The sequence below is a fragment of the Fictibacillus macauensis ZFHKF-1 genome, from assembly GCF_000269865.1.
Taxonomy (GTDB): Bacteria; Bacillota; Bacilli; order Bacillales; family Fictibacillaceae; genus Fictibacillus_C; species Fictibacillus_C macauensis.
On the sequence record NZ_AKKV01000036.1, the window covers coordinates 120932 to 136731 of the forward strand.

General features: G+C 42.3%; 16 protein-coding genes. 11 read left to right on the top strand and 5 right to left on the bottom strand.

Annotated elements, in window-relative coordinates:
- Positions 1 to 150 precede the first annotated feature (150 nt).
- The 5 genes from A374_RS19650 to A374_RS16250 all read left to right on the top strand — a co-directional run bounded on the left by A374_RS19650 (position 151) and on the right by A374_RS16250 (position 6546).
- A complete protein-coding gene (locus tag A374_RS19650; RefSeq protein WP_007203324.1) occupies positions 151 to 1743 on the top strand; it encodes a S8 family peptidase in 1593 nt (530 codons plus the stop codon).
- A 68-nt stretch (positions 1744 to 1811) separates the two neighbouring features.
- The gene (gene dsdA, locus A374_RS16235) at positions 1812 to 3119 is read left to right on the top strand and encodes a D-serine ammonia-lyase (protein WP_007203325.1); all 1308 of its coding nucleotides are present in this window, start codon (positions 1812 to 1814) and stop codon (positions 3117 to 3119) included.
- Between the two features lie 97 nt (positions 3120 to 3216).
- The gene (locus A374_RS16240) at positions 3217 to 4149 is read left to right on the top strand and encodes an aldose 1-epimerase (protein ID WP_007203326.1); all 933 of its coding nucleotides are present in this window, start codon (positions 3217 to 3219) and stop codon (positions 4147 to 4149) included.
- Positions 4150 to 4352: 203 nt separating this feature from the next.
- Positions 4353 to 5918: a S8 family peptidase gene (locus tag A374_RS16245; protein ID WP_007203327.1), complete on the top strand. Its 1566-nt coding sequence runs from the start codon at positions 4353 to 4355 to the stop codon at positions 5916 to 5918.
- 52 nt (positions 5919 to 5970) lie between these two features.
- Positions 5971 to 6546 carry a suppressor of fused domain protein gene (locus A374_RS16250; protein WP_007203328.1) on the top strand — a complete coding sequence of 192 codons (576 nt, stop codon included), beginning with the start codon at positions 5971 to 5973 and terminating at the stop codon, positions 6544 to 6546.
- Positions 6547 to 6742: 196 nt separating this feature from the next.
- Here A374_RS16250 and A374_RS16255 read toward each other — a convergent pair whose 3' ends face one another.
- Positions 6743 to 7132, bottom strand: a complete 390-nt coding sequence (locus tag A374_RS16255) for a hypothetical protein (protein WP_007203329.1) — start codon at positions 7130 to 7132, stop codon at positions 6743 to 6745.
- Between the two features lie 451 nt (positions 7133 to 7583).
- Positions 7584 to 8138: a cysteine hydrolase family protein gene (locus A374_RS16260; protein ID WP_202947705.1), complete on the bottom strand. Its 555-nt coding sequence runs from the start codon at positions 8136 to 8138 to the stop codon at positions 7584 to 7586.
- Positions 8139 to 8231: 93 nt separating this feature from the next.
- Here A374_RS16260 and A374_RS16265 point away from each other — a divergent pair, with 93 nt between their 5' ends.
- Positions 8232 to 8639: a hotdog fold thioesterase gene (locus A374_RS16265; protein ID WP_007203331.1), complete on the top strand. Its 408-nt coding sequence runs from the start codon at positions 8232 to 8234 to the stop codon at positions 8637 to 8639.
- 19 nt (positions 8640 to 8658) lie between these two features.
- Positions 8659 to 9540 (top strand): DMT family transporter, encoded by an 882-nt coding sequence (locus tag A374_RS16270; RefSeq protein ID WP_007203332.1) that lies wholly within the window; start codon positions 8659 to 8661, stop codon positions 9538 to 9540.
- A 44-nt stretch (positions 9541 to 9584) separates the two neighbouring features.
- Here A374_RS16270 and A374_RS16275 read toward each other — a convergent pair whose 3' ends face one another.
- The gene (locus tag A374_RS16275) at positions 9585 to 10442 is read right to left on the bottom strand and encodes a LysR family transcriptional regulator (protein ID WP_007203333.1); all 858 of its coding nucleotides are present in this window, start codon (positions 10440 to 10442) and stop codon (positions 9585 to 9587) included.
- A gap of 167 nt (positions 10443 to 10609) precedes the next feature.
- Here A374_RS16275 and A374_RS16280 point away from each other — a divergent pair, with 167 nt between their 5' ends.
- Positions 10610 to 11761 carry an MFS transporter gene (locus tag A374_RS16280; RefSeq protein ID WP_007203334.1) on the top strand — a complete coding sequence of 384 codons (1152 nt, stop codon included), beginning with the start codon at positions 10610 to 10612 and terminating at the stop codon, positions 11759 to 11761.
- A gap of 202 nt (positions 11762 to 11963) precedes the next feature.
- Positions 11964 to 13151, top strand: coding sequence for an MDR family MFS transporter (locus A374_RS16285; protein ID WP_007203335.1), 1188 nt, complete (start codon positions 11964 to 11966; stop codon positions 13149 to 13151).
- A 17-nt stretch (positions 13152 to 13168) separates the two neighbouring features.
- On the opposite strand, the gene A374_RS16290 is transcribed toward A374_RS16285, so the two are convergent.
- Entirely contained in the window at positions 13169 to 13411 is a 243-nt protein-coding gene (locus A374_RS16290) for a hypothetical protein (protein WP_007203336.1), read from the bottom strand.
- A 139-nt stretch (positions 13412 to 13550) separates the two neighbouring features.
- Between A374_RS16290 and A374_RS16295 the strand changes: the two genes are divergently transcribed.
- Complete coding sequence (locus tag A374_RS16295) at positions 13551 to 13865, top strand: hypothetical protein (protein WP_007203337.1); 315 nt, start codon at positions 13551 to 13553, stop codon at positions 13863 to 13865.
- Between the two features lie 16 nt (positions 13866 to 13881).
- Positions 13882 to 14226: a hypothetical protein gene (locus tag A374_RS16300; RefSeq protein WP_007203338.1), complete on the top strand. Its 345-nt coding sequence runs from the start codon at positions 13882 to 13884 to the stop codon at positions 14224 to 14226.
- Between the two features lie 502 nt (positions 14227 to 14728).
- Here the strand turns inward: A374_RS16300 and hutG are convergent.
- The gene (gene hutG / locus A374_RS16310) at positions 14729 to 15685 is read right to left on the bottom strand and encodes a formimidoylglutamase (protein WP_007203340.1); all 957 of its coding nucleotides are present in this window, start codon (positions 15683 to 15685) and stop codon (positions 14729 to 14731) included.
- Between the last annotated feature and the right edge of the window lie 115 nt (positions 15686 to 15800).

The following is a 15800-nucleotide window of genomic DNA, read 5'->3' on the forward strand; positions in this document are numbered from 1 at the left end:
ACAAAGCTAACCGTATAAAAGAATGACTATTTGACTAGTGAGCTGCGCAAAAACTTATGCCAAAGGAAGGGTTTTTGTGTAAAATAGTCAAGAAGCTGTAGGAATGTATTATAATGCCTTTTGTTGGAAAAGTGGAAGGACAGTGATGACATGAAAAAACTGTATAAGGTTGTGACGGCATTAACGGCAACCACGAGTGCGGCCTCGATGTTCTTAGCAACAGGAGGTGGTCCTGCTTATGCGAAAGATCATGGAGGAGCAGCGGTCGCTTCGCATACAGCCGTTATGCCAGAGAACGTATTTAAAGAAACGAATGAAGCGGTACCGATGAATCTAGTGTTAAAGCGTGAGATTATTGTACGTGTAAAAGATCATCATTCTTTTTCCTTTTCTTCCTATGGACTACAGGAGAAGCGTCAGCCGAAGGAATTAGCGAAGACAAATGTACGAATTGCCTCTGTACCAGCAAAAACGAATTTTCAAAAAACGGTGAATGCGCTGCAAAAAAATGATGCCATTCAATATGCAGAACCGAACTACATACGAAAGAAAACAGAAACAGCAAGCGCGAATGATGCGTTATTTGCGAAACAATATGCACTAAAGCGATTAAATTGGTCCCCATCTTTTGCGAAATCGACACGTACACCTGTTACAGTAGCGATTCTCGATTGTGGCGTGCGCGCCGATCATCCGGATATGAAAGGGAAGGTCATTGAAGGAGTTGACTATAAAAAGGCAAAAAAATTCGGCGTCCATGGGACGCGCGTGGCGGGTGTCATTGCCGCTACGATTAATAATAAAATAGGCATTAGCGGCATCAACGATAATGTGCGCATTATGCCCGTTCGCCTTGGCGACAATGAAGTCTTTGATAGCAATATGATAGCTGCTGGCATTCATTATGCGGTCGATCATGGCGCGAAGATTATTAATATGAGCTTTGCAGAACGTGTCGTTTCAAAAACAGAGTATGATGCGATTTTGTATGCCTATCGTAAAGGCGTAACCGTCGTAGCAGCTTCAGGAAATGAATATCCACAGGAAGTGAAATACCCGGCGGCCTATCCCGAAGTCATCGCCGCATCCGCTACAAACAATCGTAGTGAGCCAGCCTCTTTTACTACACGCGGAAAAGAAATCGACCTGGCTGCCCCTGGGGTTGATATTTGGACAACAGATCATGGCAAGGGTAATGATTATGCGGTCTCTTCAGGCACCTCCTATTCGTCACCGATGATTGCTGGCCTTGCTTCTTTATTGATTGGGCGCAATCCGTCGCTCACTCCGCCACAAGTCGAGTATTTAATGGAAAAGTCAGCGTATACGCCGAAAGCACATCGCAATAGTGAGCATTATACGCATGAATACGGCTATGGTGAGATTGATATCGGTCCAGCGATGAGTGCCACATTACCATCATTTGCTGATGATGTGTCAGACACACAAGCTCAAGCGAAAGCCATAAAAGTTGGTCAATCTTATACATCGAAGTATGATCTGCCATCCGATCGCGACACGTATAAACTACAATTGACAGGTGCGAAAGCAGTGCATATCGACGTGTCCGCGGTAAAAGCCATCGATCCTGTTATTGAAGTAAATGGGAAAAAGTATGATGTGCGTGGACCAGGACGCAATGAAATGGTGGACGTTACGTTAAAAAGCGGTACCAACTATATTACGATTTATGAAAATAATAGCCACTGGTCAGAAAGTCCGTATACACTTTCAATCTCATAACATAGAGTTAGCTTGTAGAGAAGCACTGTCTTCGCTACAAGCTTTTTTTAGAAAAAGGGGGAGGTAAGATGAAAGAGTTACTAGAGAAATATCCTTTGCTAGAGAAGGTAAGGGCCTTACAAGAAACAAGCTGGTTGAATCCACATTACGGCTTAACAGCCGATCAGCTGTCATTAACGCTTTCTGATGTGGTAGAGGCAAGCGAACGGTTGGCGCGTTTTGCGCCCTACATCGCTTCTGTATTTCCAGAAACAGAAAAACAACAAGGCTTGATTGAATCGCCACTTCTTCGCATTCCACGCATGAAAGCAACGCTCCAACGACTTCATAACGTGACCATCCCTGGAGAACTGTATCTAAAAGCAGATAGTCATTTGCCGATTTCAGGGTCTATTAAAGCGCGCGGGGGCATTTATGAAGTGTTGGCGCATGCCGAGCGTTTGGCCCTATCGCATGGGCTTTTAACGCGACAAGATAATTATGCGAAGTTAGCAGAACCGCGCTTTCGCTCCTTTTTTTCACAGTTTAAAATAGCTGTAGGTTCAACGGGCAATCTCGGCTTAAGCATTGGTGTGATGAGTGCACAGCTTGGCTTTCGAGTAACGGTTCATATGTCACAAGAGGCAAAAGCATGGAAAAAAGAGCTGTTGCGCAGGAAAGGGGTAACCGTCATCGAATACCCCTCTGATTACAGTCAAGCGGTGGAACAAGGACGCGCCCAAGCAGCGCTGGATCCCCACTGTTATTTTGTAGATGATGAAAATTCCGTTACGTTGTTTTTAGGCTATGCTGTTGCCGCCCTACGTTTGCAGCAACAGTTAACTTCCCAAGGCATTGTAGTGGATGAACAGCATCCGCTCTTCGTTTATTTACCGTGTGGCGTTGGCGGAGGTCCTGGCGGTGTTGCATTTGGCTTGAAGCTACTCTTTGGAGAGCACGTTCACCCGTTTTTTGCCGAACCCATGCATTCGCCATGCATGTTACTTGGCATGATGACTGAATTACACGATGAGATTGCTGTACAAGATCTTGGCATTGATAATCTAACCGCAGCAGATGGCTTAGCGGTCGGTCGTCCATCTGGATTTGTTGGGCGAGTCATGAAGACGCTTCTGAGTGGATGTTATACCGTGAGTGATGACCAACTGTTTCAACATTTACATCACCTGTATGAAAGTGAACAGCTCGCGCTCGAACCGTCCGCACTAGCAGGGATGAGGGGGCCTGTTCTTCTTCACTCTGATCATCGTTATGTACAGAAACAAAAGCTATCACCACATATGCAGCAAGCGACCCACATCGTCTGGGGAACAGGGGGCAGCATGGTTCCAGCGCACGAAATGGCACAATACCAAGCACGAGGCGCAGCGCTTTAATCATTTGGTTACGTTTGCAAGCGAAAAGTAGTGTATAGTGATGAATTGGACAGAGCAGGGAATACTGTAACGAAGCGAAGGAGTGTGTTTTTTTTAAATGATAACAGAAACAACGTATTTAGAAGAACAAGCGTACGTGCTTGAAAACGAACATCTACAAGTAACGGTTGTACCGGCCCTAGGAAGTAATGTTATGCGCATTTTCGATCGCTATACGAAGCAAGACATCCTGCGATCGCCTGCTACAAGGGAAGAGCGCGAGCAACGCAAAACGGTATATGGCACACCGGTCTTGTTTCCGCCCAATCGAATGGAAGATGCGACCTTTACATATCGAGGCGTTACCTATGCGCTAGAAATGAATCGTGCGAAAGAAAATGTGCATATTCACGGCTTTGTGCAAGAGTTGCCATGGAACGTACAAGAAGTGCAGGCAGCGAACACTACGCTAACAACAGTGCTGCATTCAAAAGACCATGCGTCCATTCTTTCTCAATTTCCACATGACTTTTCATTAGAGATGACCATTACATTGCAAGGGCAAGATGTTATTCAAACACTAACTGTTAAAAATCATGGCGACGAACCAATGCCTTGTGGCCTCGGTTACCATACGACCTTTCACTTTCCAAAAGGTTCAAAGCTTGCAATTGATATTGAGCAGCAGTGGGAATTAAATGAGCGTCATTTACCAACAGGAACGCTGCTGCCTGTAAAAGAAGCAACTGCATTTAAACAAGGCCGCGTGCTAGATGGTGTTGCACTTGATGATGTATATGTCATGACGCAAGACCGTAAAGCCGTAATCACGACGCCACACGATACGACAATTACGTACAGTACGAATGAACGCTTTACACAATGGGTGCTTTTTACAGCGAGTGGTGATGAAGAATTACTAGCCATTGAGCCCTATTCTTGGGTGACGAATGCCCCGAATTTAGCGCAGCTACCAGCCACTTTAACTGGAATGGATGAAGTAGCGGGTCATCGCAATAAGGTGTATGAAACGAAGATTACTGTTAAATAATAAAAGCCGAACACAGATTGCCATATAGGCATTCCGTCGTTCGGCTTTTCTTGTCTTCTCTCCGTCTCCTTGCCTAGATTCTCGGGACAAGGCGTCATTCTATCGGCTCATTTCTTGGCTCTCCGATTCAAAAAAATTCAAAAGAAAAATTTTCTATATTATAATGTTTTTCATCTGTTAATAAGTTGAAAGGAACGTAAAAAATGAATTCATTGGTAAAATCTATTATGGTTACAACACTATCTGCGGTAGTTATGCTTCCAACGACTTCACTTGCACAAGAAGATGCGAAACAAGGAATCGACTCCAATTCAATGAAAAATGAAATGGTAGAAGAAGCATCCAAGGACGTTGATTTAAACGTAATTGATGAACGTGAAATTATCGTAAAGCCGAAAGCGCAACACAGTGTTTCTCTCGCTAAGTATGATGTACAGAAAAAAAAGACGGAGCCTGAACTAGCGGATCTTGGCCTTTCTGTCGTAAAAGTGTCTCCAAGTAAAAGCTATGAAGCGACATTGCACGAATTGCAACGTGATAAAGCCATTGAATATGCGGAGCCTAACTATGTGCGAAAAGAAGCGGGTGGCGTAGCAGCACGCGTGAATGACCCGAACTTTTATCGCCAATATGATTTAAAGCAAATTAATTGGTCATCGCGCTATGTTCCGAAATCAAAGCCGATTACAGTAGCCGTGTTAGATTGTGGCGTTATTCGCAATCATCCAGATTTAAAAGGAAAGATTTTAAAAGGAAAAGACTATATTGGTACGGAGATGACGTGTGGTCATGGGACGCGCGTGTCCGGGGTCATTGCTGCAACGTACAATAATGGCATTGGCTTAAGCGGAATGAATAATAACGTCCGCATTCTGCCAATTCGAGCATCACAGGCCACCTCGTTTCGATCAACGACGATAGCTGCCGGTGTCCGCTATGCTGTGAAACACGGCGCGAAAATTATTAATATGAGCTTTGCTGAACGGAAATTTAGCCGCACAGAAGCAGATGCGCTCTCTTATGCGTATAACAAAGGTGTTATTCTAATTGCTTCAGCAGGTAATCATCCAAATCGTCCAGTTGAATATCCAGCAGCCTATCCAGAAGTCATTGCTGTTGCTGCTACGCAAAAAGGTAGTAAGCTGAGTCGCTCAACACATGGCAAGGCGATTGATTTAGCGGCGCCAGGAAAAGATATCTTTTTAACAGATAAAGATCGTGGTTATGCGGTGTCATCGGGTACATCGTACTCAGCACCTTTAACGTCAGGATTAGCTTCAATCTTATTGTCGCGACATCCATCGCTCACACCACCAGAAGTGGAATATTTAATGGAAAAGGGTGGCTACATACCGAAAGCCTATCGCACGAAAAGCGGCTTAACCCATACGTACGGCTATGGAGAAATTGATGTGGCAAAGGCAATCAAGGCGAAGCTGCCTGCTTCTTTAAGCAATGACGTAGGCGATTCGAAAAAACGCAGCAAAGAAATTCAACTGAACACAACGTATCGAAACAAGTATGATTTGCCGGGTGATCACGATGTGTATAAGTTAAAACTTCCAACATCACAAAAAGTAAAAATTGAAGTGTCACAAGCTTCTGTTATGGATCCAGTTATTAATGTGAATGGCAAAATTTACGATCGCCGCGGTCCAGGTCGCAATGAAGTTGCACGGCTATCGTTAAAAGCAGGCACGAACTATATTACCATCACAGAAGGCAACAGCCATTGGTCACCGAAATCCTATACGCTCACTGTAAAATAACGCTTTCTTACGGTATACTGTAAGAAACACAGACGATTGGGAGTGGAGCGGTATGATGGAAGTTTCGAATGATATGCAAATGATTGCAAATCATTTAAATGATATAAGTCCAAAGGCGTTGAAAATTGCTCGTTTTGTTGAAGAAGAAGGGAAGTTATTAGATGTTGTTCGCATCGAAGACTTGCCGTTTATGTCGGCTGTAACCTTTGCTACCATTGGCTTATGTCATCATGACATCGGCTATACGATAAACGATCGTCCACTGCGCACAGAATTAATCGGCGCGTGTACGCCTGAGTTTGAATGGTTTGCTAACGTCATCGTGACGTGTGCTCTTTACGTGGCTGCGTCTGATCAACATTGTGCACCTGGCACCGTTTTTCCAGACGTAGTGTCTGAAATTGACCCAGAAGGAACGTTGCATCACGTGATGGTCGTTAGTCCATTTCAATGGGATGCGCTTCAGCCTCTTGAGTTAGAAGAGACGAGCCTTACGTGGTTACAGGCAGTGCCTATTTCAGAAGCAGAACTATCGTATGCGAAAGAGCATGGCAGTGAACAGCTATTAGAGCAACTGTTAGAAAAAGGGGCAAACCTTGCTGATTTAAGAAGAACATCGATTGTATAATAGGAAAAACGCTAGGCACACTAGGGTAAGTAGTTCGGAAAATGTGGAGAAAAATAAAAATTAACAATTGAATTCACATTTAAAAAGTATTGTAAATCAGTTTCATAATTAGCGATATATTCAACACATAAAAACGCTTGGGATAGCTCCAAGCGTTTTTAACATATAGTGGTTTAATTTTTATTAACGAACTGTGTTATCCTTCAACGATTGCAAGGTATTTAGATAATTTTTCTTTTGTTTCAACAAGTAAAATATCTTCTCTTTCTTTTGCTGAAAAAATCTTTGCACCAACAGGAAGTTTGTTCGACATTTCATTATTAAAATCTGTATTAGCGTCATTTCTTGTTTTTATAGCACCGATTTGAACATTTTTTGTTAAAGATAGTTCCTCTACCCAATCAATATTAGTCTTGTAGATCACTCCATCAAACTGAAAAATATCAGCATCAGGGTCCAATGTTAAAACTTCTTCGGCATCAATACTATCATTTGTTACTCTGGTTGTACTTCCGTTATTAGAGCATCCTGTAACCATAAATAAGACCAATGAAATTAAAACAAAGAACATTCTTTGTGCTTTCATAGTAAATCCCCTTTATGCAATTAGACGAGCATTTATGAAAATTTCCAATTTTAGTCCTTGGCAAACTGATAGGTTGAACATCTATATTTTAATATTAACGTAAATTTACCATTTAAATATACAAACTATCTTTGATAAATTATATCTTTCAGGTCAAAAACTTTGTCGGTAATACCCTAAACGTTTTGCAGGAGTATGAACGTTCCCATCTGCTGATTTGTAGGTTTCACAAATGTTATAGAAGGTTCTTAAAATAGTCAGTAATGAGCGTACTTCGTTATGCGATAGGAGTTTATATTGTTTCTTTCTATTATTCAATTCTTCTTCGCCAATAGGATTATGGACAACAACAATCTATTTTCTTTTGTAGCCAATCGTTGTAATTTAGCCAAGTTTTTATCCTCTATTACATCTTCTAACCACTAAAACTGAACTACTTAACACTAGGTGCTTAGCGTTTTTTGATGAGCTCTTCTGTTGTTACAATCTGCGCAAATTCATGATGTAATTCGGTTAAGGCTGCGTGATGAACAGCTTCTGCAGTCATGAGCTTGCCTTCATGGTTAAACAAATCAAAGGCTGCTGTCGCATCAGCTACGATCTTCGTCTGGAAGCCGAGATTGCCGCTCATGCGCGTCGTTGTAGAAACGCAATGTGGCGTCGTAAGACCACAAATGACGACGCTCGTTAGGTGATGATCCCGTAAATAAGCTTCTAAGTTCGTACCGATAAAAGCGCTGTTTACTTTTTTCGTGAAAATCGGTTCATGCGCAAGAGGGGTGGCAACGTCTTTAAAAGCAAAGCCGTCGTTGCTTGGATGAAAAAGTGACGTGACGTCATCCGACGTATGTTGAATGTGAACAACGGGCCATTGCTGTTGACGCCAGTGGGCAAGCAAAGTGCCGATGTTTTCTTCTGCTTGCGGGTTATTGCGGTTGCCCCATTTGGCATCTAAAAACGCGTGTTGAACATCAATAACGAGTAAGGCGGAAGCTTGCATCATCATCTCTCCTTTTTCTTACAGTATAACAGGAAACCCTTTCCTTTTTCTGCAACAATCTTGTATGCTGAATGTATCGTAGAAAGGGAGGTTTTTTTGATGAATGTAAAGGATATGATGAAGGTGGAAAACACAATGCTTAGTGCGCTCGGGATTGAAATTATTGAGCTGAGTGAGAAGCAAGCGGTCGCCACAATGCCCGTGCATGCGGCCACACATCAACCCCTCGGCATGCTACATGGCGGCGCGTCAGTGGCACTAGCAGAAAGTATCGCAAGCATCGGAACGTATCATTTTCTGGATCTTGAAAAAGAATACGCTGTTGGCATGGAAATCAATGCGAATCATTTGCGTGGCAAAGCAGAAGGCATGGTGACCGCAACAGCAACTCCTCTACATAAAGGCCGCACGTCAATGGTCTGGGATATTAAAATTACAGATGAAAACAACCGACTTATTTGTGTTTCTCGTTGTACGATGGCGATTGTAAAAAAACAACAACCGTAAAAAGAAAGGAGAAATACGCATGGATTCTCCTGCAGCAATGGTGAAAATGGCGCTAGCAATGGCCATCTTCGGATCCGTAGGCTTTTTCTCCAATCAAACGAACTTACCTGCCTTTGAACTCGTATTTGTACGCTGCATTTGCGCGACGCTTTTTTTAAGTATGTGTTGGCTGTTTAGCGGCCAATACAAGCGCGAGCACTGGCAGAAGCGAGAAGTGCTCCGCATACTTGCGTGTGGTGTTTTTCTCGTATTTAACTGGGTGTTTCTATTTAAAGCATTTCAGTATACATCCGTAACAATTGCTATTTCGGTATATCATTTAGCGCCGGTACTCGTTTTGCTGCTCGGCAGCTTTTTCTATCGCGAACGCCTAACGATGGCGGCCGTATTAGCTGTAGCTGCCTGCTTAGTCGGTACCGTTCTCGTATCAGGACTGCAAGGGACGAACCTTACAGCTGCTCTCACGTCAAAAGGCATGTTATGGGGCGTAGGTGCGGCACTGTTGTATGCGGGCACAACGTTACTCGGTAAAGGAATTGTTCATACGAGCGCCTATGCGATTACCTTTATACAAACGTTGCTTGGCATTTTCTTGCTGTTGCCATTTCAAGATTTTCACGCCTTTTTACCACTAACAGCTACAAATTGGTTGTATGTGCTAGCAACCGGCTTGCTCCACACAGGCTTTGTCTATTATTTATTTTTTGATAGCTTACGACAGTTATCCTCACGGTGGATCGCCATCCTCGTATTCGTTGATCCCGCGGTTGCCATTTTACTCGATACGCTCTTTACAGGCTTTATCCCAACGCTACTACAAACAGTCGGCATTGTGTTGATATTTGGCGGCATGGCAGTGGGATCGTGGCGGGGCAAACAAACGCGTAGAGTGACTGAATAAGAAAAGAATCATCTGCGCAAAGAGCGTGGATGATTCTTTTTTTGTTAGGTAGCAGTCGTAGCAAAATGCGGATACAGTTGCTTACCCAATTGTGTCGTTTTCGTAACGAGTGAAACCACCCGTTCTCTCCCAAAGTCGACAATAGGCAAGGCGAAAAGTTCGTGGTGGCTTATGTTTTTTGCGACGAGCTCAGGGACGATTGTAATGCCCATTCCTGCTTTAACCCACCCAAGAATAAAATCATTAAAGGCGACTTCACTTACAATGTTAGGCGTTAAGTTTTTTTCATTCATTTGCTTCAAGATATGACTTCTTGTATCACAAGGTGGTTGATGTGTAATGAGTGGCTCGTTATGCAGATCCAGTAAAGAGATTTCACGTTTTAAATGAAATCGATGCTGTGGTGGAAAAACGACAAAGTAAGGTTCTTGAAAGAGTTCAAGTGACCAGCACTCACCTTTATAAGTTGTATCAACAAAAACAGCATCGAGCTTTCCTGCTTTCAACATTTTCAAAAGATTGTGAGAAGTATTTTCAATATGTAATGAAAAAGGCTGATTCAATAAGTGTAGCCCATTCAGTTGCTCGGGCAAATAATAGGAAGCAAGGCTAGATAGACTACCAATCGTGATGAGCTGTTTGGTGGAAAATTGCTGTATCTCCTGAAAGACACGGCTGAAGTTGTCCATAATAGGCGCTATTTGCTTATAAAAATGCTCGCCTGCTGGTGTTAACGTAACGCCGCTCGTATTACGGTACAGAAGCGTAGTACCTAATACGTTTTCTAAATTTTTAATATGTTTACTAACTGCTGGTTGCGTCATATTCGTTGCTTTAGCAGCTTTAGCGATTCCTTTAGCGTTCGCAACTTGAATAAAGCTTTGTATCCAATCTAAGTTCAAATGGTATCACTCCATGCCTTATAATCATTCGTTATAACCCTTATAAAATAATGGATGTTCCGCTAAATCGCCTACTCTGATACGTTAAGTTTGGGTACCTAATTATACCACTACTTAACTATTCATTTTCAGTAAGGGATGAGGATGAACGAGAGAGGGAATTTAGAATGAAAAAAGTATTCTTATTATCTTTAAGCATGTTTGCGCTAGGTTTTGATGCGTACATTATAGCAGGATTAGTTCCTGCTATCAGTAAGACGTATCAAACAGATGTCGCTCATGTAGGATTAGCAGTTAGCCTATTTACCCTGTGTTATGCCATATCTGCACCACTGTTTTCTTCATTACTTGCAGGAAAACCACTGAAAAAAATTTTAGTATATTCGCTGGTTGTATTCACATTAGCCAATGGATTGACCATCATCTCGCCTACTTTTTTTACCTTCTTACTATCCAGAGCCATTGCTGGTGCCAGTGCAGGATTATTTTCTCCATTAGCTGTATCAGCCGCCACACAACTTGTTTCTAATGACAAGAAGGGTAGAGCAATAGGTTTAACTATGGGGGGAATGAGTACGGGTACTGTAGTCGGAGTTCCTATAGGTTTGTATATTTCGAATGTGTCCAACTGGCAAGCTTGTTTGTTTGTATTAGTTGTTATCGGGGTCATTGCTTCCTTAGGAATATTTAAATGGCTCCCCGAATTTCCAGCATCCCCACCACCTGCTTTAAAAGAGAGATTGAAAATGTTGGTAGATCAACGGGTAGCCATAACGGTGATGATTACTTTTTTTGCGAGTATTGCTAGTCTTGGCCTATATACGTATCTTGCACCTTTGATTAAAGAGTTTTCAACTAAAGAAAGTCTTACTACATTTTTATGGGCTTGGGGATTTGGTGGCATGATTGGTAGTTTGCTTATTGGTCATGTAGTGGATCGGTGTAAAAATACGAAAAAGCTGGTGACCTTCATATTAGTCCTTCTCGCTATATCCATTTTGTGTATTCCATTCGTTATGAGTTTCCCGTTTTTTAAATATGTTCCTTTTTTTGTTTGGGGAGCGATGGGATGGGCCTGTATAGCACCTCAGCAGCATGCCTTATTACGCTATCAACCTGAAAATGGAAGCGCTGCAGTCGCTTTAAACAGCTCGGTAAATTACTTAGGAAGTTCGATTGGAGCTACATTAGGTGGAGTCGTACTTTCGCTACAGCTAGGTACACTGCCTTTAATTTACTTTGCGGCTCTATCAATGATTATCGCTTTAGCCGTTCATGTAACATTTTACACTTCTGTAAGAGGCCTACCTAGATATTAACGTGCTTAAGAGTGAGTAGTGTTCAATGCGGGAAAAAATATCAAAAGGGCTGTGTCTGGACAGTCTTTCATCATGGCGTCATAGGAGCGAAGGCCTATGACGCCATTTCGTCTATTTGATGGATGTACATAAGCCCTTTACCTCGTTTACGCTTATCTACAATAGGGAATTTTATGGTAACAAACGATGTTAGGAGGGTACTATGAACAAAGAGAGACTTCCACAATCTATTACGGTATTGCTCGGTGCGGTGTTGTTTATGAATACTGGGAGTTTTATGATTATGCCTTTTTTGGCGATTTATTTGAGCAGCGATCTTCATTTTATGTCATGGCAGGTGGGAACGGTATTAACGACGATTCTTGTTACCCAACGAGGTGTGCCGATTTTTACTGGCTTTCTAGGTGACCGTGGTAGTCACAGAATTAATGTGATCGCTGGTGTGATTGTGCGAGCGCTCGGCTTTGGAGGTTTGATCGTCGCCCATGAATTTTGGAGCATTGTGATTGCAGCGGTGTTCGTTGGGTTTGGTGGTGCCTTGTTTGATCCATCCGTGTCAGCCTTTTTTTCTGCCCAACCGGAAACGATTCGTAAAAAGACATTTACATACTTTAATCAGATGCTCAATTCGGGTGTCATTGTCGGCCCGCTGATTGGTGCTGTCTTCGTGGCATTCGATCCAGTCTATCCGTTTACGATCGCAGGGGCGACGATGATTGTCGTCGCTATAGCAATCATGCTGTACAGCAAACAACTGCCTGCTACTGTAAAAGATGACCGAAAAATAGTCGACAGCTTAAAAGTGACCTTTTCTAATACGCCTTTTTTGCTATTTTTAGCGGTTCTCACGTTATTTTGGATGATGTTTTCGCAATTAAATATTTCTTTTCCGGTCAAAGGATACGACTTAACGTCCAATAAGCAGCTTGTTAGTTCCATTTTTGTGTTAAATGGTGTCGCGGGACTTTGTCTTATGTTCTTTTTACGCAAATTTTTCTTAACAAAGAATCCACTAACGATGGTTAAAGCAGGCGTCATACTGATGGGCGTAGCCATTGCGCTCATAGGGCTTGTCCCTTCCATCTATTGGTTGTTAGTATGCGTGTTTTTTTATACGGTCGGAGAAACACTTGCTTTGCCAGGAGCAGAAATGACTGTTGCTCAATTTAGCAACAATAAGCCTGCTGGTCTCTTTTTTGGACTGTTTCAAGCAAGCTGGGCAATTGGCGGTTCGATTGGCAATTACATAGGGGCGTGGGTAAATAAGGTGAACGACACGTTCTGGAGCTGGCTTCTCTTTCTTGTCATCGGTGTGGCAGCAGCCTTATGCTTTCAGCTGCTAGACAAGAGAATGAAAATAGATCAACAACCCAATCATAAAGCAGGATAGAGAGAGCAGCGTTCCCCCTACCTTGCTTTTTTTAGGTTGCGGCGAAGTAATAAACCAATAGCGAGCAATACGGCAGACGTTTGCAGAAGAAACTGTGAACTCCCGAAATCTTCAGACGTAACGTTGTTAAAATAGAAGATGAGAAACAGAAGAGAAAAACTAATTAGCACTGGGGATTTATAGCGCTTTACGTACGGTGAAGCGACTGTCAGTAGTAAGAGAAGGAGTACGAAAAAAGCGATTTGCAAGAGATTCAACATAGGGCACCACCTTGTGAAAAGACGAATTGTAATATATTGTTAATCGTAGTATAGTAGGAAATAAAAAGGGGATAAATGGGTAGTTAGTCTCATCTAATAATGTTGCATAGAAATCGATGAGAAAATGAGAGGTGACTGTATGATTGTTGTTATGATCATCTTTAATGTGTTTGGGTTGAGTGCGTTCGTTTTTGCGTATTTTTTAAGAAAAAAGAAACTACTGCATGTAATCGCTGGGTATAGTGAAGGGTCGATTGCAGAAGAGGACAAACAAGCTTTTGGCAATGTGAACAGTTTCTTTGCTGTTTTAACTGGCTTGGTGCTTTGTGTATTTGGAACCTTTTTTATAACAACGAGTGTGTTTTATTTGTTAGGCGCAATGGTTGTGGTTGGGATTGTGCAAATTGTTTATGTGAATGTGCGCTTTAGAGATCGTGGGAAAAGCTCGCAATAACTACATGGAGGTATTGATGAAAAAAAGAACACGGTTACTGCTTCTTTCAGCGACACTTCTAACGGGTGTGGCACTTTTTTTACTGATAACGTTGGTGCGTTATGAGCCTGCGCGACAATTAAGCAGTTTTCCTATTCCGAAAAGTGCTAAAGTCCTCCAAACGCTTCCTCATGGTTATGAGTCTGAGTGGGCAAGTGCATCCGAAGAAAATGGCATTCCGTGGAGCTATCAGCTAGTGTTGAAAATGAAAGGCTGGCACGAGGGAGAACGCATGGGTGCGTCGACGATTTATACAAAAGGAACGCAAAAAGTTGATATCGTATCAACAACAGAAAGATTAGATATTCAGTTAGTAGAGTAAGAGGTGTCAGCGTATGTGCTGACACCTCTTGTTTAGCTTAGCTATTCATCACTCTCTGTTAGATTGCGAGTGAATAAAAATAAAATGGCTAGTATAGTAGTTAAACCAAAGTAAAAATTATTAAACCATGTCGTGTTTTTTGTAAAAAAACTTAGTACAAATGTAGTGAGGATCATAACCGTACAGATTTTAGTGAAATTTCTTTTTACAATATTACTTTCGGTTACATGACGAGATAATAAAAACAAACTTAATAGAAGAATAACGATGTTCGCTATAAGATAACCGAGCCAAGAAGTGTTTTTAGGAAGAATATATAAAATCGATCCCATTAAAAAAATATATGCGCTAATTTTACGATAATGTTGTTTGAGTAAAGTGATCATGTGAACTGCCTCTTTTTCTTTGAATGAGAGTGTAGACTAGTCTAGTTTATATTTTATACTCTTCACGAATAAAACGTTTTATTTCATTTTCAACTGAATCGAGCCTTATTGCTATACTACCCCCGCTTACTCACACTCATCACAGCCTCATTAATAAAATAAGCGCCGAGCTTTTGCGTGCGCTGATCACCATCTAAGGATGGATTGACTTCGCAAAGGTCAAAGGAAAGGGCGTTACGATGAGAAAGCACGGTGTTAATGATGGTGCGGACGGTGTTAGGTTGTAAGCCGAATGGTGATGGGGCGCTAACGCCAGGGGCGAATGCGGCATTAAGAACGTCCATACATAGCGTAAGTATGACAAAATCGTGTTGTGCCACAAAGTCATTCAGTTGCTCGACAATAGTTGGCATCGTAAGCGCTGTCATTTCATCTTCGTGAATATACGTGACGCCTAATTGATCTGCTGTATGAAAAAGTTGTTCGATATTGCCATAGCGCTGAATGCCGAGAACGCAGTAGCTAGCGTTGGGGTCGGAATCGAGAATTTGTTTAAACATCGTTCCGGAAGAAGGCTGTTCTTCGTAGGAACGTAAGTCGAAGTGGGCATCAATATTAATGATGCCGAGGCGAGCCTCTTGGCCGATGAATTGGCGCACTCCTAAATAATGTCCGTAAAGTGTTTCATGACCGCCGCCTAAAATGATCGGTGTTGCTTTTTTTGCCAGCAGTGACGTTACTTTTTCGCCGAGAAGTGCTTGTGCCTGTTCGAGGTTCTTGCCTTCGCACGTTACATTGCCCGCATCGACGAGGTGCGCATGGGCATGGCGAAAGGCTAACGAGCTTAGCTGCTGGCGAAGCGCATTCGGAGCTTGTTTGGCACCGACACGTCCCTGATTGCGAAATACACCTTCTTCACATTGAAAGCCGAGAATACCACACGTAGTGTGAGGAAATGGCTCCGCCTGATCAAGGTGAATGGCTTTAACTACTTGATGGTAACGAAAATTACTTTTTTCCGTCGGATGGTCGATGCGACCATTCCAATGATCTTGCTGTCCTTGTTCGTACATATAGACTCACCTTTTCTTGAAGTAATCTCTTTAATTATAACGTGAGGGGTGATTTTTGGAAAATAGCAAACGGAAATAAGAAATTTTTCCTATGGGTATAACAGGAAAAAGGTAA

Bases quoted from the DNA above. Each gene is read 5' to 3' on its own strand.
- A374_RS19650 (WP_007203324.1), top strand. From the start codon at position 151: ATGAAAAAACTGTATAAGGTTGTGACGGCATTAACGGCAACCACGAGT.
- dsdA (WP_007203325.1), top strand. From the start codon at position 1,812: ATGAAAGAGTTACTAGAGAAATATCCTTTGCTAGAGAAGGTAAGGGCC.
- A374_RS16240 (WP_007203326.1), top strand. From the start codon at position 3,217: ATGATAACAGAAACAACGTATTTAGAAGAACAAGCGTACGTGCTTGAA.
- A374_RS16245 (WP_007203327.1), top strand. From the start codon at position 4,353: ATGAATTCATTGGTAAAATCTATTATGGTTACAACACTATCTGCGGTA.
- A374_RS16250 (WP_007203328.1), top strand. From the start codon at position 5,971: ATGATGGAAGTTTCGAATGATATGCAAATGATTGCAAATCATTTAAAT.
- A374_RS16255 (WP_007203329.1), bottom strand. From the start codon at position 7,132: ATGAAAGCACAAAGAATGTTCTTTGTTTTAATTTCATTGGTCTTATTT.
- A374_RS16260 (WP_202947705.1), bottom strand. From the start codon at position 8,138: ATGATGATGCAAGCTTCCGCCTTACTCGTTATTGATGTTCAACACGCG.
- A374_RS16265 (WP_007203331.1), top strand. From the start codon at position 8,232: ATGAATGTAAAGGATATGATGAAGGTGGAAAACACAATGCTTAGTGCG.
- A374_RS16270 (WP_007203332.1), top strand. From the start codon at position 8,659: ATGGATTCTCCTGCAGCAATGGTGAAAATGGCGCTAGCAATGGCCATC.
- A374_RS16280 (WP_007203334.1), top strand. From the start codon at position 10,610: ATGAAAAAAGTATTCTTATTATCTTTAAGCATGTTTGCGCTAGGTTTT.
- A374_RS16285 (WP_007203335.1), top strand. From the start codon at position 11,964: ATGAACAAAGAGAGACTTCCACAATCTATTACGGTATTGCTCGGTGCG.
- A374_RS16290 (WP_007203336.1), bottom strand. From the start codon at position 13,411: ATGTTGAATCTCTTGCAAATCGCTTTTTTCGTACTCCTTCTCTTACTA.
- A374_RS16295 (WP_007203337.1), top strand. From the start codon at position 13,551: ATGATTGTTGTTATGATCATCTTTAATGTGTTTGGGTTGAGTGCGTTC.
- A374_RS16300 (WP_007203338.1), top strand. From the start codon at position 13,882: ATGAAAAAAAGAACACGGTTACTGCTTCTTTCAGCGACACTTCTAACG.
- hutG (WP_007203340.1), bottom strand. From the start codon at position 15,685: ATGTACGAACAAGGACAGCAAGATCATTGGAATGGTCGCATCGACCAT.